This window comes from bacterium, from assembly GCA_035527515.1.
In the GTDB taxonomy this organism is placed as follows: domain Bacteria; phylum B130-G9; class B130-G9; order B130-G9; family B130-G9; genus B130-G9.
Genome location: DATLAJ010000057.1, coordinates 42,779 through 62,831 on the forward strand (window position 1 = coordinate 42,779; position 20,053 = coordinate 62,831).

13 protein-coding genes are annotated in these 20,053 nt (G+C 57.4%); 11 read left to right on the plus strand and 2 right to left on the minus strand.

Annotation, left to right across the window (positions count from 1 at the left end; all coding sequences use genetic code 11):
- The first annotated feature begins 266 nt into the window (after positions 1-266).
- Genes alr through rodA form a run of 6 tightly spaced genes read left to right on the plus strand, consistent with a single transcriptional unit; the run spans position 267 to position 6,589 of the window.
- Positions 267-1,400, plus strand: coding sequence for an alanine racemase (gene alr / locus VM163_04020; GenBank protein ID HUT03038.1), 1,134 nt, complete (start codon positions 267-269; stop codon positions 1,398-1,400).
- Positions 1,393-1,971 (plus strand): Gx transporter family protein, encoded by a 579-nt coding sequence (locus VM163_04025; GenBank protein ID HUT03039.1) that lies wholly within the window; start codon positions 1,393-1,395, stop codon positions 1,969-1,971. Before alr ends, VM163_04025 begins: the two co-directional genes overlap by 8 nt.
- Positions 1,965-3,107 carry a glycosyltransferase gene (locus tag VM163_04030; GenBank protein HUT03040.1) on the plus strand — a complete coding sequence of 381 codons (1,143 nt, stop codon included), beginning with the start codon at positions 1,965-1,967 and terminating at the stop codon, positions 3,105-3,107. The genes VM163_04025 and VM163_04030 overlap by 7 nt, the downstream gene beginning before the upstream one ends.
- A complete protein-coding gene (mreD, locus tag VM163_04035; GenBank protein ID HUT03041.1) occupies positions 3,100-3,654 on the plus strand; it encodes a rod shape-determining protein MreD in 555 nt (184 codons plus the stop codon). The genes VM163_04030 and mreD overlap by 8 nt, the downstream gene beginning before the upstream one ends.
- Positions 3,644-5,461 (plus strand): penicillin-binding protein 2, encoded by a 1,818-nt coding sequence (mrdA, locus tag VM163_04040; protein HUT03042.1) that lies wholly within the window; start codon positions 3,644-3,646, stop codon positions 5,459-5,461. Before mreD ends, mrdA begins: the two co-directional genes overlap by 11 nt.
- A 33-nt stretch (positions 5,462-5,494) precedes the next feature.
- A complete protein-coding gene (gene rodA / locus VM163_04045; GenBank protein HUT03043.1) occupies positions 5,495-6,589 on the plus strand; it encodes a rod shape-determining protein RodA in 1,095 nt (364 codons plus the stop codon).
- A 61-nt stretch (positions 6,590-6,650) separates the two neighbouring features.
- Here the strand turns inward: rodA and VM163_04050 are convergent, their stop codons facing one another.
- Entirely contained in the window at positions 6,651-6,959 is a 309-nt protein-coding gene (locus tag VM163_04050; protein HUT03044.1) for a hypothetical protein, read from the minus strand.
- Between the two features lie 110 nt (positions 6,960-7,069).
- Between VM163_04050 and VM163_04055 the strand changes: the two genes are divergently transcribed.
- The 4 genes from VM163_04055 to VM163_04070 all read left to right on the plus strand — a co-directional run bounded on the left by VM163_04055 (position 7,070) and on the right by VM163_04070 (position 15,373).
- Positions 7,070-7,783: a WbqC family protein gene (locus VM163_04055; GenBank protein HUT03045.1), complete on the plus strand. Its 714-nt coding sequence runs from the start codon at positions 7,070-7,072 to the stop codon at positions 7,781-7,783.
- Positions 7,780-9,312, plus strand: a complete 1,533-nt coding sequence (locus VM163_04060) for a radical SAM protein (GenBank protein ID HUT03046.1) — start codon at positions 7,780-7,782, stop codon at positions 9,310-9,312. The genes VM163_04055 and VM163_04060 overlap by 4 nt, the downstream gene beginning before the upstream one ends.
- Before the next feature lie 124 nt (positions 9,313-9,436).
- A complete protein-coding gene (gene dnaE / locus VM163_04065) occupies positions 9,437-12,952 on the plus strand; it encodes a DNA polymerase III subunit alpha (GenBank protein HUT03047.1) in 3,516 nt (1,171 codons plus the stop codon).
- Positions 12,953-13,018: 66 nt separating this feature from the next.
- Positions 13,019-15,373, plus strand: coding sequence for an O-antigen ligase family protein (locus VM163_04070; protein ID HUT03048.1), 2,355 nt, complete (start codon positions 13,019-13,021; stop codon positions 15,371-15,373).
- Positions 15,374-15,415: 42 nt separating this feature from the next.
- Here the strand turns inward: VM163_04070 and VM163_04075 are convergent, their stop codons facing one another.
- Positions 15,416-16,783, minus strand: coding sequence for a glycosyltransferase family 39 protein (locus VM163_04075; GenBank protein ID HUT03049.1), 1,368 nt, complete (start codon positions 16,781-16,783; stop codon positions 15,416-15,418).
- Positions 16,784-17,248: 465 nt separating this feature from the next.
- Here VM163_04075 and VM163_04080 point away from each other — a divergent pair, with 465 nt between their 5' ends.
- A complete protein-coding gene (locus VM163_04080; GenBank protein HUT03050.1) occupies positions 17,249-19,411 on the plus strand; it encodes an NAD-dependent epimerase/dehydratase family protein in 2,163 nt (720 codons plus the stop codon).
- The last annotated feature ends 642 nt before the right edge of the window (positions 19,412-20,053 follow it).

Genomic DNA, 20,053 nt, shown 5'->3' on the forward strand with positions numbered 1-20,053 from the left:
CGCCGCGGCCTGACGCGGCGTGCGCTCTGTTAAGGAGCTATGGTTTACTGTCATCTCGGCCGCGTTTCAACGCGGTTGAGTTAAAGGCGGACGTTCGAGACAAAGGCTATACGAGCCGGCCCTATGATGCCCACTACGGCTCTGGGGACAGCCTTTTCAATCCGGGGTCAACCCCAGGAGGTTGGGAACCTTGACACGATATTTCGCTCGGCGATAATAGCCCACGTTGATGCGTGGCTTGTTGACTGCCTTACTCTACAGGGGTTTTGAAGGAATTGCACACTGTTACTAAGGCTTATGTAAGCTTGGGTGCGCTTGAACACAATTTGTCCCAGGCCCGCTTCTTGGTCGGCGAGTCGGTAGAGATAATGCCGGTGGTCAAGGCTAACGCTTATGGGCACGGGATGCTTCCGATCTGCGACAGGCTCCATGCAGTCGGTATTGGCACGTTTGGCGTGGCAACAATAGACGAGGGGATATGCCTAAAAGAGCATATCCCGAGCGCAACGGTCGTTCTTCTTGGTGGCTCGCTGCCAGAGCAGGCTGAGGCGGTGATCCAGGCTGGGCTGGTGCCGGTAATTTACGACCTTGACCAGGCTTATGCGCTTGACTGTGAGGCGAGGCGCAAGGATAAGGATGTGCCTGTCCACCTCAAGATCGACACAGGCATGATGCGACTTGGGGTGCGTTATGACGAGGGGCTGGCGTTTCTCGAGAGACTCCAGACTCTTCACAGGTTAGCCGTAGTGGGGCTGATGACACACCTTGCGACTGCCGATGCCCAGGACAGCAGCTTCGCGATGCTCCAGCTCGACCGGTTCGATAGTTTTCTGGCGTCCTCTGGCCTTCGCAACCAGGCCATGGTGCATGCGGCCAACAGCGCGGCGACCATGAAGCACTCACGGTCGCATTATGACATGGTTCGGCCTGGCCTCATGCTCTACGGGCTTTCTCCAACTGGCGCGACGCCGCCGGGCGTTACGCTTAAGGCTGTGCTGAGGCTGACGTCGAGGGTTCTGAGGGTGGCACGCATGAGGCCGGGAGAGAGCGTTGGGTATGGGCGAAAGTTTTTAGCGAAGAGGAACATGCAGATTGCGATCGTGCCGCTCGGCTATGCGGACGGCTATTGCCATCGGCTTTCAGGGCGGGCGGAGGTGCTCATCCGGGGCGTCCGGTCGCCGGTGATCGGCGCTGTCTCAATGGACATGATCGCGGTTGAGATCAAGGAGCACTGCGAGGCCTCGCTGGGCGACGAGGTGGTCATCATTGGCCGGCAAGGCACGGAGTCGATCAGTGTGAACGAGCTGGCCTTTCTAGCAGAGACGATACCCTACGAGATTCTCTGTGGGCTTGGCGACAGGATCGACAGAGTCTTCGTCGAACAGACTTGGAATGAATAGGCCAGCTGCCCGGACAACGCAATCCGTCTCGCGACCATCCATGATGCAGGTCTCGATGCTGACGGCACTGGCCGTCGCATTCAGGGCCGCGGAGCTCTTCATCCCCACGCCTCTGCCGTGGCTTCGCCTCGGTCTTGCAAACGTTGTGATCTTGATAGTGCTAGTCTCGTTCGGGGTGAGGGCCGCGCTTCTGGTCAACGTCGCGAGGATATTGCTTGCTTCCTTCGTCATCGGGACGTTTCTGTCGCCTGGGTTCTGGCTAAGCCTGTGTGCCGGCGTTGTATCATGCCTCTCGATGGCAGTTGTGTGGTATTGTTTCGGAGGGTGGCTCTCTTATGTCGGAACAAGTGTGGTTGGGGCATATTTTCACACTATGTCGCAGTTCTTCGTTGCATATCTGATATTCGTGAGACACGTGGCAATACTGAAGCTGATGCCATACTTCCTCCTGTTCTCACTTGGCACTGGAGCTTTGACCGGGGTTGCTGCGACGGCAATCCTCGTGTGGGCGAGGCGCCACGGCGTCCTGACCCCGCGAGCTTTTGATCACAGATCGGCTAACAGATGCTGAGAATCCTTCAGGTCTATAAAGATTACTGTCCGCCGATATTCGGTGGGATCGAGAAGCATATCGCCCTCTTGTGCAACAGGCTTTCGAGGGTTGCCAATGTCGATGTGCTGGTCGCGAATCGGGGGTTACGGACTGAACTTGAGGTCATAGACGGCATCGAGGTTACAAAGGTTGGAGAGCTCGGGCGGTTCCTTTCCGCACCGGTCTCCCTCCCATTTGGCTATTATTTGGGCCGAAAGCGATATGACATCCTTCATTTCCATCTTCCAAATCCAACAGCGGTCATCTCATATCTGATCGTTCGGCCTACGGGCAAAGTAGTCGTTACGTGGCACAGCGACATAGTTCGGCAGGCCAAGTTCCTGCCCTTCTATCGGCCATTCTTGGTGAGGTTCTTGCAGGTCTGCGATGTGGTCTTGCCCACGTCTGAGCGTTATGCGCGGTCTTCAGCGTATCTTTCGAGCTTCATGACCAAATGCCATCCGATCCCGCTCGGCATCGATGTGTCTCACTTCTCCCTGACGGATAAGGTCGCCCAGAAGGTCAAGGAGCTGAGAGCGAGATTCGGCGACCGCATAGTCCTATTTGTGGGGCTTCTCCGCTACTACAAGGGGCTGAAGTTTCTGATCGATGCGATGCGCCTCGTTGATGCGAGGCTTTTGATTGTCGGCGACGGCCCGATGCGGGCAGAGCTTGAGAGCCACAGCAGGTCGCACGAGTTGGTCGAGAAGGTCTTTTTTGTGGGCGAGGTTGATGAGGCCAGCCTGCCAGCTTACTACCACAGCTGTGATGTCTTCTGCCTGCCGTCGATCTACAGGAGCGAGGCGTTTGGGGTGTCGCAGCTTGAGGCGATGGCCTGTGGCAAGCCGGTCGTAAGCACGGCGCTAGATACGGGCGTCGCGGAGGTCAATCTCGACGGCATCAGTGGTCTTGTTGTGCCGCCGATGGATTCGCAGTCGCTTGCGCGCGCTATTGGTCTGCTCCTATCGGATAAGGCGCTCGCGGCTCGGTTAGGCGGATTCGCCAAAGCGAGGGTATTGGAACAGTTCACGGCGGACCGAATGGCTCGGTCCGTGCTCTCGATCTACAATCGGCTGCTCATGCAGAAGCAGTCAGGAGCGGGGGACAGTGTCTAGCACCTCCGGGGCGAACCATCAGGTTATTGCCTATGCACTTTTGGTCGTGTCGGCTCTCACTGTCCAGACGGCGATACTGCATTTCTCGCCGTTTGAGATGGTGTTTGTTGATCTGGGTCTGATAGTTGTCATTTGGACTGGCATGGTCAGAGGGGCACGGGCAGGCATGAGCGTTGGCTTCATCGCGGGTCTGCTCGAGGATTGCCTTTCTGGCTGTGCGCTAGGCACGAACGCACTTGTGAAGACACTAATTGGTGTATTCTGTGGCCTTCTGGGCCAGAGACTGCTGCCGAACAGCCCTGTGGCACACCTGCTGGCGCTGTTTACCTGCTCGCTCCTCAACTATATTCTGTTATATGTGCTCCAGATGACCGTATCTCCGTCTAGCATCGACCCCGGAAGATTCGCAATGCTGATGATCGCTGGTGTGCTCTCCACAACTGTTCTGGGGATGATCGTTTTCCGGGCTCTTTCAAAAAATAGGTTCTTCAAGCCTCCCCGCGTCCCGGAGGACGTGATAGACCAGGGCTCGCTAAGTGCCGATTGACCTTGGCGAGGACGCAAGCCTCTTGAGGCGGCTGCGGCGGAAGTCCGGCCTTGTCTTCATAGCATTCGTCATTTTCTCAACTCTGATAGCTGCCAGGTTGTGGTTCCTTCAAGTAGTGAAGGCTGACTACTACGAAGAGTTGAGCGAGCAGAACAGGATACGGATCGTCGTGGACGAGGCGCTGAGGGGATTGATTCTCGATAGAGAAGGACGGCAATTGGTGGGCAACAGGCCGTCATTCGACGTTCTTGTCGATAGCGTTCGCCGCGCTGCCCTTGATAGTTTGAAGGCGTTCTCGCGAATGGCGGGAATACCTGAGCACAACATCGTCCAAGTCTCTCGAGGCAAGATGCGTGGACACACCGTTAGGGCCGTGCAAGATGTTAGTTTCAAGGCCCTCTCCGTTCTCGAGGAGCACAGGGTTGACCTCCCTGGCCTTGAGGTAGCGATTCGGCCCAAGCGGCGCTTCATAGACCCCACGCTTGCGTGTCATCTCGTCGGATACCTGGGTGAGGCAACCAAGGCCGAGATAGAGCGGTCCGGGGGCCGCATCAAGCTGGGAGACAAAATGGGACGCTCAGGTATCGAGCTTTTCATGGATGAATGCTTGAGGGGCTCCGATGGGCGGCGCCTGGTGGAGACGAACGCAATGGGTCGGATTCTGAGGACACTTAAACGGGCGGAGGTGCCCGTTGCCGGCAGCAACGTCGTTCTCACCTTGGACTTGGAGCTTCAATCCGCGATTGAAAAGCTCTTTGATGCTAAGAAGGGTGCTGTTGTTGTGATGAACCCGAGGACAGGAGGGATTCTGGCCATGGTCTCCAGGCCCGCGTTCGACCTTGCCGCCTTCGAGTGTCAGATATCCCCGGACGATTGGCAAAAACTGAGGGACGATCCGGATGCGCCCATGAACAACAGATGTGTTGCAGGTCAGTATCCCCCGGGCTCCACGTTCAAAGTCTTCGTGGGCCTCGCCGCGCTTCAGTCACAAGCCATAACGACGGATGACCAGTTTGAGTGCACAGGCGTGATGAAATTGGGCGACGGGGAGTTTCATTGCTGGAAGAAGGAGGGGCACGGGGAGCTCTCAATCAGCCCTGCCATCGTCCATTCGTGCAACATATTCTTCTATAAAACTGCGCTTGCATGCGGGATAGGCCCCATTGCCAACATGGCGAGAGAGTTTGGGTTTGGAAGCCCGACCGGCCTCGAGGTCTTGCACGAGCGAGGCGGATACATCCCGACTGCCCAAGATTTCCTAAACTATTGGCCGGGCGACGTCGTCGCGGCCTCGATTGGGCAGGGGAGGATTCTGGTAACGCCTCTGCAAATGGCGGTCGCGTTGTGCGCCCTTGTCAACGGAGGACATGTCCTCAGGCCGTTTGTCGTCTGGCGCACGGAGTCCCCGGACGGAGAGGTTCTCAAGCGGTTCGGGCCGCGCGTCGTGGGTCATGTCTCGGTTGATGCACGATACATCAAGCTAGTTCGGGACGCGCTGTTCGGCGTCGTCAACCGGCAGGGAGGGACAGGCTGGCGAGCGAGGCTGGATTTCCCGAAAATAGCGGGCAAAACTGGCACCGCCCAGGTTGTTCAGCGAGTTGACGACGAGGAGACGATTCTCGAGGACATACCCTACGACAGACGGCCTCATTCGTGGTTTATGGGATATGCCCCGGCGGATGAGCCCGAGATAGCCTTCGCTGTCTTGGTCGAACATGGTGGCGCAGGAGGCCAAGCGGCTGCGGTCTTAGCCAAGAAGATCGTTGCTGCGGCGTTTCGGGAGTATGATTTGGAGGGCGAGCACTGAGACGAGTGAGTTGGAACGTGGGACTTTGGTTTAGTGTTAGATAGACGCCTCGTCCAGAACATCAATTGGTGGCTGGTACTGGTTGCTGTGGCGCTCTCCCTAATTGGGGTCGCGACGATCTACGCGGCGACCAGCGACGTCGAATCGCAGGCAAACATGGCTTACAGGAGCCAGATAAGGTGGCTTGTGTTGGGTCTAGTAGCCATGACGGTTACGATGTTCGTGGATTACAATCGCCTGATAAAGGCCGCATATCAGATCCAACTTGCCGCCTCGCTAGTTCTCGTCGCTGTCCTCCTGTTTGCAGAACCGATCGCGGGCTCCAAACGATGGCTCGACCTCGGCTTTGTGAAGTTTCAGCCGTCCGAGCTCGCCAAGATCACCACTGTCCTCGCACTTGTGAAGCTGTTCTCATCGGAGCGACTACGCGGGCGCCCCTGGCTACAGATACTCGGAGGCCTCGTCATTGTGGCAGTGCCCGCCGCACTCATCGTCAAGCAGCCCGACTTCGGCACCGCAGTAACTTTCCTCATACCGTTCATCGTCTTGGCGTTCGTGGCGCAGCGCCGCCTCTGGCCTATCATTTTCACAGTTCTCGCTGGGGCGTTGTCGGCCTTACCGGGCTGGTTCTTTCTCAAGCACTACCAGCGCCGGCGCATCATCGCATTCATAGACCCCTCCTACGACGAACTCGGGTCAGGCTACCAGGCGATACAGTCCAAGATAGCAGTCGGGTCGGGCGGTGTGGTCGGGAAGGGGTTTGGCAAGAGCACTCAGGTCAGGCTCCACTTTCTACCCGCGCAGCACACTGACTTCGTCTTCTCGGTGCACGCTGAGGAGCAGGGCTTTCTTGGCTCCCTACTCGTGGTCGGGCTCTTCATGTTACTTGTGGGGATCGCCTTCTCCATCGCGAGGCACGCCAAGAACCGAGCCGGACTACTGCTGGCAGTCGGCTGCGCCTCGTTGATCGCAGGGCAGTTTCTCGTCAACGTCGCGATGGTCATAGGCGTTCTGCCGATAACCGGCCTTCCATTGCCCTTCATGAGCTACGGCGGCTCGTCGCTTACTGCTCTGTTTGTCATGCTTGGCCTCCTAGAGAGCGTTCAGATGCGCAGGTTCGCCTTCTAAGAGCTGCGCCATGTCCAGGCGCCATGCAAGAACCTGGATACAAAAACGCCCGATTGCGCGGTCAGGTTGTCTGCGCCTCGATATCTTGCCGCATAGCGTCGAGAATCTCCGCCAGTGCGTCTCCGGCCTCAGGAGCACCAATCCCATACGACTTCAGAATGGCGCGGGCCTCGTCGTGATAGCCGCTTGTGGCCGGTGCGAGGTCTTCGATCGTCTCGACCAGACGCGACACGAGCGCGATGCGCCTCGCCAGGAATGCGTCTGCGCCGAGCGCCTGATGTGTGAGAAACTGCCAGTGCCCCCTAAAGCTCCTCCACTCGTCAATCGCATCGTCGATCTTATTGAGAGCGTCCCGCGGATCATTGGGCATAATAGTCTCTTTTTACCGGTTTTAAGTTCAGAGCACAATAAGAAGCGCTCGGCCAGCAAATCCTGTTGACCATCACCGGCGCAGCACATAACCTAAGTTGCATGAGGGCTGTGATACTCCAGCCGGGATATCTGCCTTGGATAGGCTTTTTTGACCTGGCGGCGAAATCGGACATCTTCGTGATCTTGGACTGCGTCCAGTTCGACAAGCGCTCGTGGCGCAACCGTAATCGGATTCGGACGGAGACGGGCTGGCAGTGGTTAACTGTGCCGGTGCTAACGAAGGGCAGGTTCACGCAGCGTGTTGACGAGACGATGATCGACAACACGCGGAATTGGGCGCACAAGCACCTCGCTGCGATCAGGACCTGCTATGCGAGGGCGCCCTATCTGAAGGAGTTTTGGCCGCTGCTTGACGAGGCGCTCGGCCGGAAGTGGGCCAGATTGCTGGACCTCGACATGTATCTAATCAAGATGCTCGACCGTGCTTTTGAGCTGGGCACGAACTACGTGATGGCGTCAACCTTATCGCCGGCCGACAAGAAGGCGGACCTGATCCTTGAGATATGCAAGATGGTTGGCGCTGACCACTACCTGAACGGGGACATGGGACGCACATACCTGGCGCCTGAGCCGTTTGAGGCCAACGAGATCAAGCTGGAGTTTCACAATTACACGCATCCGATCTATCGTCAGTGTTATGATGGTTTCGAGTCGCACATGTCGGCCATTGACCTGCTCTTGAACTGCGGCGCAGATGCAACGCAATACCTCCTGAGGCCAGATGAGGCGCCAGAAGAACGTGTTATAGGTCCCGCGAGGTGACGAAGTTCAAGGTCTGTCTGGTTGCTCTTTACAACACCGAGCTCTCGGGCGTTCGATACATTCATTCGTTGTTGAAGTCGAAGGGGTTTGACGCCTCGATCATTTTCTTCAAGCGGCTGAACATAAACGACGGAACGCCTCCGACCGACAAGGAGCTTGCGCTGTTCACCGGCCTTCTCGCGCGCATCAAGCCGGACCTTTTGGGCATCAGCATCGGGTGCTCGACGTTCCGCAACACGGCGGTCGAGCTGACCAAGCGAGCCCGAAGCGAGGTAAATTGCCCTATCGTCTGGGGAGGCGTGCACGTAACAGTTACCGCGGACCGGACGCTTTCAGAGCACGACATGCTCGTGATCGGCGAGGGCGAGGGCGCTATGCTCGATCTCTCGCAGCGGCTCGAAAGCGGCGAGAGCATAGCTGACATCAAGAACTTATGGCTTAGGCAGAACGGCAGCGAGGTAAAGAATCCTGTCCGGCCACCGATTCAGGACCTCGACTCGCTTCCATTCCACGACTTCACGAATGACGGCAAGTTTTTTATTAACGCCGACCAGCTGTTTGAGTTCGACCCGCTCGTTAAGGAACACGATCTCTACCAGATAATGACTACCCGCGGCTGCCCGTTTGACTGCACATACTGCGCAAACAGCGTCTATCACCGCCTTTACAAGGGGATGGGCAAGACCGTCCGCACGCGGTCTGTCCCGAACGTGATAGAAGAGCTCAACTACGCCCTGGAGATGCTGCCCGAGATAAAACAGATCGCCTTCTACGATGATGTGTTTGGATTGGACCTTGATTGGACGCGGGAGTTTTGCGAGCAATACAAGGCCAAGGTCGGCATTCCATACTGGGTCTATGTCCACCCTAAGACCGTAACGGAGGAGCTCGTCCGGATGCTCAAGGACAGCGGCCTCGTTTACGCGGACATGGGCGTTCAGAGTGGCTCGCAGCGTGTTCGGAACCAATACTTCAAGCGGATGGACACGAACGAGGACGTTCAGAGAGCTATGTCCATCCTCAGCAAGCTGAAGGTTAAACCGCGGCTTGATTTCATCATGGACAACCCTTTCGAGAACTCCCAGGACAAGCAGGAGATGCTCGACCTTCTCTTGAGCTTCAAACGCCCGTTCGAGTTTCGCCTTTATTCGCTGGCCTATTTCCCCGGCGTTGAGCTGACGCAGATGGCGCTAGACCGCAGTTTCATAACGGAAAGCGACGTCGAAGATATCGCCTGCAAGACCATGACCCAGTGGTTCGTCTCGTCCAATTTCAAACGCTCCAAGGAGGACGTCTTCTTCAACAGCCTCGTCTCTTTGACGGGCAAGTCCTTCGTGCCCAGGTCTCTCATCCGCGCTCTTTCCAGGGTTAGCCTGCTGCGACAATTCCCCACGCCTCTGGTCATTCTATCGACGGTCGCAAACGTGATCCGCTTCTTCTGGACTGGGACGAAACTTGCTCTGAAGGGCGAGGTCTCCTTTGCGATGATCAGAAAGCACGTCAAGTTCGTTCTCACCGTCAACAGATGACGGCTGAAGTGGTCTTATGTCCCTTAGCAGTTCGGAGTTGCCGTTTGTGCCTGCAAAGCCTCTTGGCAGAGGTGTGGGTCTTTTTTCTATTCCGAAGTTCTGACTGAGTTAGGGGGATCTAGTATTGAATAAGCAGTTCGTTCACCTTCACGTCCACACAGATTACAGCGTCCTCGACGGGATGTGCGCAATCGACAAGCTCGTCAGCAAGGCGCTAGAGTGGAAGATGCCCGCAATCGCGATAACAGACCACGGCAACCTGTTCGGGGCGATCGAGTTTTATCAGGCATGCACCGCCGCTGGCATAAAGCCGATAATCGGCTGTGAGGTCTATGTTGCGCCTCGTGGGATGTCGGACCGGGACAGCCAGATGGACAGGCAGACCGAGACCTCGCACCTTGTGCTCTTGGCGAGGGACTTCGAGGGTTACCTGAACCTCGCCAAGCTCTCATCCGAGGCATACATCAACGGCTTTTTTTACAAACCCAGGATCGATAAGAGGCTATTGGAGCAGCACTCATCGGGGCTAATTGGGCTCGCCGCCTGCGCCAAGGGCGAGGTGAGTCGGTTTCTCAAGCGCAGCGAGCACAGCAAGGCGCGGGCGGCCGCGGCCTACTATCAAGACCTCTTCGGCCCGGGCAACTTCTTCATCGAGATAATGAATAACTGCGCCGTTCAGAGGGAGCTGATGGGCCGGCAGGTCGCGCTGGCAAGGGAGATGAACATCCCGCTGGTTGCGACGAACGACTGCCATTACGTTGAGAAGAACGACGCCAGGGCCCACGATGCTCTGCTTGCATTGCAGCAGAAGAAGAAGGTCGTGGACGAGGACCGGCTCAAGTTCCCGACCGAGGAGTTCTACTTCAAGTCGCCGGGGCAGATGTTTAGCGAGTTCGCGGAGTTTGCTGATGCTCTTGAGAACACGGTGCGGGTGGCCGAGATGTGTGAGGATAACATCCTGGCGCCGGCATTGGGCCGGTATCTCACGCCGGAGTTCAAGGTCCCCAACAGCTATGATCTCGACAGCTATCTAGTGCATCTGGTGAGCGACGGCCTGAACAGAAGATTGGCTGCGCAGAAGGAGCGGATGAGCGCGGAGGAGCTCGAGCGACTCGCAAGAGAATATCGCGAGCGCCTTGAGATGGAGATGGGCGTGATACGTGAGACCAAGTTTGCTGGCTATTTTCTGATCGTCTGGGATTTTATTCGTTTCGCTCGCGAGCAAGGCATCTCGGTTGGCCCTGGCCGAGGCTCTGCTGTTGGCAGCCTGGTCTGTTACTGTCTTGGCATCACCGACATCGACCCGATCAAGTATGGCCTGTTGTTCGAGCGCTTCCTGAACCCGGAGCGGATCGGGATGCCGGACATTGACATCGATCTCTGTCAGGAGCGTCGGGAGGAGGTTTTCAAGTACCTTCGAGACAAGTATGGCGAGCAAAACGTGGCACAGATAATCGTGTTCCACAAGTTCAAGACCGATTCGGTGATCTTGGACATGGCGCGGGTGCTATCGATCCCTTCTCAGAAGGCAAGCCTTGTCAAATCACTTATCCCGCCGGGCATGAAGTTGGAGGACGCCATTGAACAGGTGCCAGGCCTTGAGGCCTCGATGAGGGAGGACCCGCAGGTAGCCCAGCTAGTCGATATGGGGCGGAGGCTAGATGGCCTGACGAGGCACGTTGGCAAACACGCCTGCGGCGTCGTCATCTCGCCCAAGCCGCTCTCGGAGACCATCCCGCTCTATAAGCCATCGGATAAAGACGAGATAATGACGCAGTTCCACATGGAATCGATCGGGGAGCTTGGGCTTCTGAAGATGGACCTCTTGGGGCTGAAGACACTAACCATGATCACAAGGTGTGTCGCCCTGGTCGAGGAGAGCCGTGGTATCAAGATCGACATCACTCAGATTCCGCTCGACGACAAGGACACGCTCGGGCTCTTTGTGTCGGCCGACACTATGGGGGTGTTCCAGTTCGAGAGCTCCAGCATGAGAAACCTTCTGAAACAAATAAAGCCAGATTGCTTCGAGGACCTCGTCGCCTGCAATGCTCTTCATCGCCCCGGCCCCATGAAGTCCGGGATGGTTGAGGATTACGCAGAGCGCAAACATCGCCGGCAGAAGATCGACTACCTGGGGTTTGACCAGCTGAAGGATGTCCTGGCCGAGACGAACGGCGTTGTTGTCTATCAGGAGCAGGCAATGCTCATCTCCAACGTGATCGCTGGTTTCACCTATGGTCAGGCGGACGTACTCCGCAGGGCAATGGGCAAGAAGAAGATGAAGGAGATGGAGTCGATGCGCAAGAAGTTCGTCTCTGGCGCCGTGGAGCGCGGGACGGACGAGAGGCGCGCTGACAAGCTGTTCGACCTTTTGGCTGGCTTTGCCGAATACGGCTTCAACAAGTCTCACTCGACAGCCTACGCCTACCTCGCCTATCAGTGCGCCTACCTAAAGGCGCACTATCTCCCTGAGTTCGTGGCGGGCATCCTGAGCATCAACCGCGGCGACTATGCATCCTTGCGCTCAAAGCTGGCCGAGCGCCGCGGGCTGGGCATAACGCTTCTTCCGCCGGACATCAACAGAAGCAAGGCCGACTTCTCGGTCGTCGAGGGCTCGATCCTCTTTGGCCTATCCGCTATCAAGGGGATCGGCCAGGGAGTCGTCTCGGAGATTATCGCCGCCCGCGATGAGGCCGGCCCGTTCAAGTCAATGATCGATTTCTGCAAGAGAGCGCCTCAAGGGGTTGCTAAGCGGAACGTCCTTGAGAGGCTCATTCAGGCCGGCGCCCTTGACAGTTTCGGGCTATCGAGAGCGCAGCACACAAAGATGATTGACGCCGCGCTGAGCCTTACCGCGGCGTCCCGCGACGAGCAGGAGAGTGGGCAGCAGACGCTCTTTGGTGGGATGCAGGTCGGAGCTAAGGACGCGTCGGAGATCGCTCCGCCAGAGGTCCCGGATTGGGATATTGACGAGCTTCTCGCCAAGGAGCACCAGGTGCTGGAGGCGTATCTCTCTGGCCACCCCCTGGAGAGATATGCCTCGCTCCTCAAGAAGTTCACGGTGCGGCCGATAACGGAGGTTATCGAAAACGCCGGGTCGCTCAAGCCGGGCGAACGTGTTCGACTTGCGGGCGTGGTCATCGAGAAGACTATCAAGACGACGAGAAACAAGGAGAGAATGGCCATCGTGCTCGTTGAAGACCTCACTGGTCTGTTCCGGGTCGTGGTTTTCCCCAACCTTTACAGGCAGATAGCGGGGCGCTTAAGCGAATCGGTTCCGCTGTCCATAACCGGGACAGTGAAGGTCGGGAGCTCTGAGAACGATGAGGGCGACACTGTCGAGATATTCGCCGACGAGATATTCCCGCTGGATAGGCTTAGAGAGCGGTTCCTCCAGGAGATAAGAGTCAAGCTCACATCGCGGCTTGTCAATCAAGAGCAGCTGAGGCTTTTGCAGGATGTCGTCAGGAGCTACCCCGGCCAGTGCGCCTTGTCCATTCAGATGGAGCAGCTCGAGAGCAACGGGATCGATTCAGTCGTCATCCTGACCGGCGAGAGCTATCGCGTCTCACCGTCCGAGGCGTTCCTCGAGCGGCTCAAAGGTATTGGCTCGGTCATTGAGACCATCGAGATATAACGCCGAATTAGCATTCCCGGCCGCGCACCGCACCTTGCGGGTCGCTCATCTGCTACGGGCGCTGGCATGAGCCGAGCCAGACCGATAACTGCTCTCGCCCAGGACCTGGCTGTCCTGGGCTGTCTCCTCGTTATGCCGGTGTTAATGACACCTCAAGCCGCACAGCCCTTTGTTCGGCCCAAGTGGTTGGCTCTGGAACTGGCCTCTTTCGCTGTTCTCGTCCTGTCTGCATTTGACAGGCGGAGACGCTCTGCGCCGCTCATGGCCGCTCCGCTCGACCTGTGTGCCCTACTGCTTCTACTCGCGCTTGGCCTCGCCTCGGCAAGGTCTCTCGGAACATGGACAGGATTGCAGTCTCCCGCTCACATACTCGCACTTTGGGTCATATACCGGACCGTTGCGCAGGGGAACCTGTCTCACGAGCCTCGAAAGCTCTTTACCGTGGCGCTTGCCCCGGCGCTTTTCTTGTCGCTCGGTGCCATTGCAGCGGTTTTTCTGCGCGATCAATCAGCCTCGCTTCTTAGCGCTGCGCTGCTGGGTCACGGCAATTACGCTGGGCAGTGGGGCGTGCTCATCCTGCCGATCTCAGCTGCGCTATTCCTGTCGGTTTCTGGCAAAGCCAAGACCCTCCTTGCCGGCATCGCTTCCGGACTCATCTTGAGCTATCTTCTCATCTCAAACTGCCGAGGGGCGTGGGTCGCTCTGGCGGCAGCGACAGCTCTCGTGTTGCCTCTTCGGCGAGCCCGGCGAGCATTGAGAGCGACCTCCGGAAAGCGACTCCTGGCGCTGGGCGCGATCGCTGCCTTATCACTCTTATTCTCCGTCAAGGCTGGCTTCTTAGGCGATCGGCTGCGCTCTTCTTTCGGGCCCAGCGACACGGGTATGAAGTTCAGAAAGCTCACCTGGAAAAGCACACTAAACATGATAGCGTCCGAGCCACTCCTAGGCGTTGGCTCCGACAGCTTTGCCGCCTATTACCCGCTCTATCGCTCGGACAAGGAGCGATCGCTGTTTACGGAGAGAAGGTTCGTTAAAAGCCCTCACAACAGCTACCTACTTGCAGCGGCAGAGGCGGGCCCCCTGGGTCTTTTTGCGATCATCTTCTTGGCCGGTGCGGCCCTTCGAGTGTCGCTTGCATCGGTCAATCGTGCGGCTGATGAGGACCGGATGTTGAGAGCAGGGGCGGCGGTGGCGGTCTGCGGAACGCTCATTCACACTGCCTTCAGCTTCAATCTGGAGAGTCCGGCCCCGGCGTTTTACTTCTGGGTGTTGGCGGGCGTTCTGTCCTCGCGAGCGAGGTCGGACAGCGCGTGTAGGCCAGCTTCTCGCCGAAGGCAGGCTACAGGCTTGGGTCTCATACTGCTGGCTGCCGCGTTTTTGGGCACGGTATCTTTCGTTGACGCTGAAAGGATCGTGGCCTCAGCTGACGCACGGGCCGGCTCATCGGACAAGCAAGCCGGGGACCTTGCCCGGGCCGAAGAGAGCTTCCGCGCATCGCTGCGACTGTGGCCCGAATCGGCCAACACGTGCCAGCTGTTAGCAAGGGTGATGATGCAGAAGGGCGATCTGGATGCCTGCCGGAAACTCAACGAACAGGCGCTCGATGTCTGGCCCTACTTCCGGGACTCGCTGCTGGACCTCGGCCTCGTAAACTGGCGGCAAAATAGGCTTGAGGAGGCGGAGATGTTCATGAGGAAGGCGCTCGATGTCGATCCTGCCTTTATGAGGGGTCGCATCGCCCTGGGCAACCTATTCGCCTCGCATGGGGACTATGGCTCTGCGATCGAGCAATACAAGTGTGCTCTTGGCCGCAGATGGTCGCGAGAGCAGGCGCTCTACTACATCGCGGCCGCCAATGCGGCCCAGGGAAAGATGCAAGAGGCACTGCTGGCGGCGGAGAAAGTAGCCTCGAGCAAGCTACTGTTTCTCGACAAACAACTCACGGCCTCGATAACGGCGGAGACTATCCTGACCACACTATCCCCCGGAGAGAAGTCCTTTTATATTGTCGCAAGGGACCGCGACCTGTGGCCCGTCTGGAAGAGCAAGACGCCGGGCAGAGCTCGGATTGAGGCATCTCCGCCCACAGTCAAGCTGTTGGTACCCTCGGACGGTGTAACCATTCGCACCCGATCGGACGGCGGAATTATAGAGCTCCGGTTCAGGAGGGTGAAGGACTCCCGCGTTCAGGTCTATTCGCTTGCCGTGGACGAACACGGCGTCGAGCAATCGTTCGATTTCCTTGCCGATGCCGAGTTCCACTCGAAGGCGCTCGCTCTTTATGGTCAGATTCTGGCCGCTCTGGGCGAGACTGACGAGGCAAAACAGATGCTGCGCGATGCGCTCAGGATAGACCCAAGCAATGCCCAGGCCCGCCAATCGCTGTCCGCAGAACAACAAGCACATGAGACGAGGGATTGAGCCTTGTGTGTCCGTCCTGTGATCTCTCGGCCTGACCTGCGCTCAGAAGGTGTCCTTGAGCGTGGCGACGCTCATCCCGATGTCTATGAGCCAGCCAATAGCGAAAAACAGTATCAATGATGCGGCCACAATCGCTCGCCTCTTGGCCAGCCGGTCTGAACCCGCCCTCCTGACGTCCGAGAGTATCTCCTTTCGCCTCAGGATTGCATACGCTGCGAAGCAGCAAAGAAAAGGCAGGAGCGGATACCGCTGGCGATAGAATAGGAAAGCCACGAATGCGATGGCGCTAAAGTAGCCGAAAAGGACAAGTATGAGTTTGAGGTAGAGGTTCTCTTTTTTCATATACACGAAGCCGATCACGGCAAGGGGCAGCAGGAGCAGAAACGGCAGGCCCATGTATGGTCCGGCGAGGGGAAGCAGCCATTTGGGCACAATGCCATAGTAGCCCTGACGAAGGTTCACGAAGAACGTCCGCTCCAGCGAGTATAGGTTCCACTGCATCCTGACGCCCTTGAAGACGAACAGGTGCGGGTTATGAAATATCCATTTGAGCGCGAGCTTCTGGCAGACCTTGCCCAGCTTGAGCTCGTCTATGTGACCATTTCGGTCCGTCGCCAGCCTGTCCGCCTCATCCTCGCCCGGCTCATCCGACAAGTTGCGAATGATGTAGTAGATACCTGAGTGGTTGTGCTGAAAGAAATCCCAGCCGACCTTGGTGTTAATTGGGACGAAGGCGTCGAGAACGACGTAGTTGCGGATAGTCCACGGAACGACCGTGGCCAGCATCAGCAGCGTTACGAGGATGCTTTTTTTGATCATCTCCCTGTCTCGTTTGAAGATGAGAAAGAAGCCGATAACTAGCGGCAGGTAGAATAAACTGATGCTGCGCACAAGAGCGGCAATGCCAAAGAGTAGGCCTGCGGCGACGAGGCTCGGCCACGAGGCGCCCTTGAGCGTCCGCACAAAGAGGAGCATCGCCAGCAGAAAGAAGAATAGGAAGACGGTCTCAGTTTGCATTAGGTCGGCGAACTGGACAGACTGGGGGTAGAAGGCGAGTATCCATGCGCCGAGTTTGGCCACCCTTTGGCCGAACATGTGCACGCCGAGCAGGTATGCAAGGACGACGCTGAGCGCCCCAAGCACAGCCTGAATCAACCTAACCGCGAAAAAACTGTGGCCGAAGAGCCAATATACGCCGGCGAGGAAGAAGGAGTATCCCGGTGGGATAAACGCCCGGTAGCCGCGCTGCTGAACGCAGAGAAACCCCTTGCCAGCAAGCATTGACCGGGCCGCATAGTCGTAGCCGTTCATCTCGTGAACGAGCTTCACGTCGGTGTGAATAAAAACGAGCAAGAGCCGCACGATCAGCGAGGCCAAAAAGAGCCAAAGCACCGCCCTATTCTTGACCACTCGTAGCTCCCAGTGTCAATCCGTTGCTCAACTGTTCATCCGCCCAGCCGTTGTCAATGCTTGATGGAGCGAGATTCTTAGCCTCCCATGGCTCCCGTTTGACATGGGACCCCGCCGGCGCTGAGGCGAGCGGCACGAGTTGGGCGCAGGCCGGTATGTTACAACTGGCGGACTATGTGCGTCGATGTCGATATGGTATGAAAACACATTCTGATTACACGTCAATCAGGCTCAGTTTTCAAGCGCAACGCGGCATAGCTTCGACCCATTAACGACGGCGGTAACATGCGTTCCTCACGGGTCAACGGAGGGGCTTCGTCTAGGCTGCTCGCTCTCTATCGTTGGGCGTTGTCGCGGCGGCCATGATTGGATTTTGTGAACACCTTTGAGTTACAGCCACATGCTGGTATTCTCTGAAACGGTCTATTGCGAATCTGCCTTTTTGGTTGATCGGGAGATACGAGATTGCAGGGCAAAAAAATACTCGTTACGGGCGGAGCGGGCTACCTCGGCTGCCTGCTCTGTCCGCTACTCATTGAGCGAGGCGCCCAGATCCGGGTCTTTGACCGGCTCTATTTTGGCGAGAGCGGCCTGCTGAGCGTTTTGCAGCGGGACAGTTTCGAGCTAGTCAAGGGGGACGTGCGGTCGATAGAGAAGTTCCCTTGGCTTCTGGACGATGTTTGGGCGGTAGTGCATTTGGCGAGTTTGGCGAACGACCCATCTTGCGACCTCTCGCCGACTATGGCCGAGCAGATCAATCACGTAGGGACAGTGAAGCTCGCTCAGATGGCACAGTCGCGGGGGGTCGAGCGGTTTGTTTTCGCGTCATCTGCGAGCGTTTATGGGGCGTGTGGTGACAAGTTAGTGAGCGAGGTGTCGCCGCTTTCGCCGGTCTCGCTTTACGCCAGGCTCAAGATCAAATCGGAGCGGGCGCTTTTGGGGATGTCGGACGAGCACTTCGCCGTCACGGTGCTTCGGCAGGCGACGCTCTATGGGTATTCACCGAGGATGCGTTTTGACCTCGCGATCAACCTGATGACGCTGAGCGCAGTTGAGAAGCACGAGATAATCGTGATGGGCGGCGGCGCACAGTGGCGGCCGTTTCTGCACGTGAGGGATGCGGCGATTGCGATTGCGACTGTTCTTTCCGCCGAGCGGAATTTGGTGGATTCCGAGGTCTTCAACGTTGGCTCAAACGAGCATAATTTCATGATTCGGGACCTGGCGGAGATAGTGGCCGCGGAGGTTCCCGGGACTAGGATTAAGGTTGCGCCGGACGACGCCGATAGGAGGTCATATCGAGTTAGGTTCGACAGGATCAAGGAAAGGCTCGATTACAGGGCCAGCTTGTCGCCAGCTGAAGGGGTGAGTGAGATCGTAACGGCGATGCGGGAAGACCGTCTGTCCGAGCCTTACAGCAGCAGATACTTCAACGTCATACACTTGAAGCACTTGATGAACATCCCCGTCGCTGAGGGTGGCGAGACTTCGAGGACCACCATGCTCAAGAACCGGCTGCCGGCGATCAGCAGCTCGGACAGGGAAAGGCTTTCGGACCGGCTGAAGAGCGTGGCCGACGGCCAACTTGGAGACCCGATCGGTGGTTTCGAGAGCTCGCTGCGCGAGACGTTCGAGGTCTCGGCGGCGCTATTGCTGCACTCGCACTACCTCGCTCTTCTAGGGGCTTTCTCGCTTCTGGACCGCAGTTCATTCAAGCGCATTATCGTCCATCCCTTTGCGGATGCGAGGGTCTATGCCGCCGCCTCGCAGCTGGGGTTGAGCCCGATAATCTGCGAGATCGATGAGCGGACGCTGTGCTTTGACCTGGCCAAGCTTGAACAGCACGTAGAGAAGGGTGTTTCGGCCATCGTGGCTGGTTCCATACTCGACGTGCCTGAACCGCTGGAGACGCTCCAGTCGATGGCGGACGAGGCGCGGTGCGCGCTGATTGTTGACGCACACAATCTTTTGGGCGCGACCGTTCTTGACAGAGACATCGCGTCTTATGGGTCGGTTGCGGTGCTTGACTTTGGGGTCGATCAGACCGTAACCACGCTTGGCGGCGGTGCCATGTTGCTGGACGATCCGTCACTGAAAGAGCGGGTTTGGGACTTTCTCGCATGTCGTCTAGCTGAGGGTCCCCAACCGTTTGTGCAGAGGCAGCTGGGGCTAGCCCCGCTCTCTGCAATGCTGGGGGCATCGAACCTCGAGCGGCTGTACGACACAGCGGCAACCTGTCGCAACTTGCAGGCCGTGTATGACGAGCTGCTATCGGATTCCCCCTATGTCCGGACCGCTCATCCGCTCGAGGGAACACAGCGATCAGGCAGCCGCTATCCCGTGTTCGTTGATTTTCACAAACTAACCCTTGATGCGTGGCGGGTCGAGCAGCTGATGATAGCGGAGAAGGTCGAGGCCTCCCGACCGGGAGATTGTGCGGTCCAGATGGCGATCGCAAGGTCGCGCGGCCAGACCAGGAAGCGGCCAACCAATATCTCACCAGTGGCGGCGGGATTGCTCTCTCAGCTCATCTTTCTCCCACTTTACTCGGGTATGACAGCCGACGACGTTGCCGATGCCGCCCAGGCTTTGCTGAAGCTGATAAGCTACTTCGTTCGCTCAGAATGAGTGGACGCGTTTTGGGCCTGGCCGAGACGGCCGTTGGCTCTCACCGGACGAGTATGCTGCATACCAGCCACGTTGAGGCACCGCTTTCGGGTGATTGACTCACCCCGGGCGTCTTATTATAATTTAGCGGCAGAATCATAATAACGATCAGCGCAATTACAAAATTTTTAATAAGCGAAAGTGGCAACAATGAAGAGAGCGAGTGGGAATTATATCACTATTTCAAGAACTGGGGGTGAAGAGTGCCATGCCTTCGTGCCCTACCCGCTGCCTCCGAAGCCACCTCTTGAGATTGATGGCGATCTCCAGGACCTAATTGATCGCGCCCTGCTTGCGCTGGGCCGCCTCGACTACAGGTGCAGCGATTGTCCCTCGGCGTCAGAAATAATTGGACACGTCATTGAAGTTGCGTCTGCTCCTTGTATGTAACCGAAAGGACATAGACTACCCGCCTTCGAGGCACGTCAACGTGGTGTTCAAGAAGGCCCGAAGGCTGACAGGCCAGTCCGAGAGACGGCGAAGCTGGGATTTGAAGCAGACGAAAGTGGAGGTAATCACCGATGAAATGCCCACATTGCGGAATCGAGATCTACTGGGGACAGCGGGGGGCATGTAAAAGTCAGCAAGTCCTCGTTGTTGCGG

Excerpts from the sequence above, each read along its gene's own strand:
- VM163_04030 (HUT03040.1), top strand. The coding sequence starts at position 1,965 with ATGCTGAGAATCCTTCAGGTCTATAAAGATTACTGTCCGCCGATATTC.
- VM163_04050 (HUT03044.1), bottom strand. The coding sequence starts at position 6,959 with ATGCCCAATGATCCGCGGGACGCTCTCAATAAGATCGACGATGCGATT.
- VM163_04025 (HUT03039.1), top strand. The coding sequence starts at position 1,393 with ATGAATAGGCCAGCTGCCCGGACAACGCAATCCGTCTCGCGACCATCC.
- VM163_04070 (HUT03048.1), top strand. The coding sequence starts at position 13,019 with ATGAGCCGAGCCAGACCGATAACTGCTCTCGCCCAGGACCTGGCTGTC.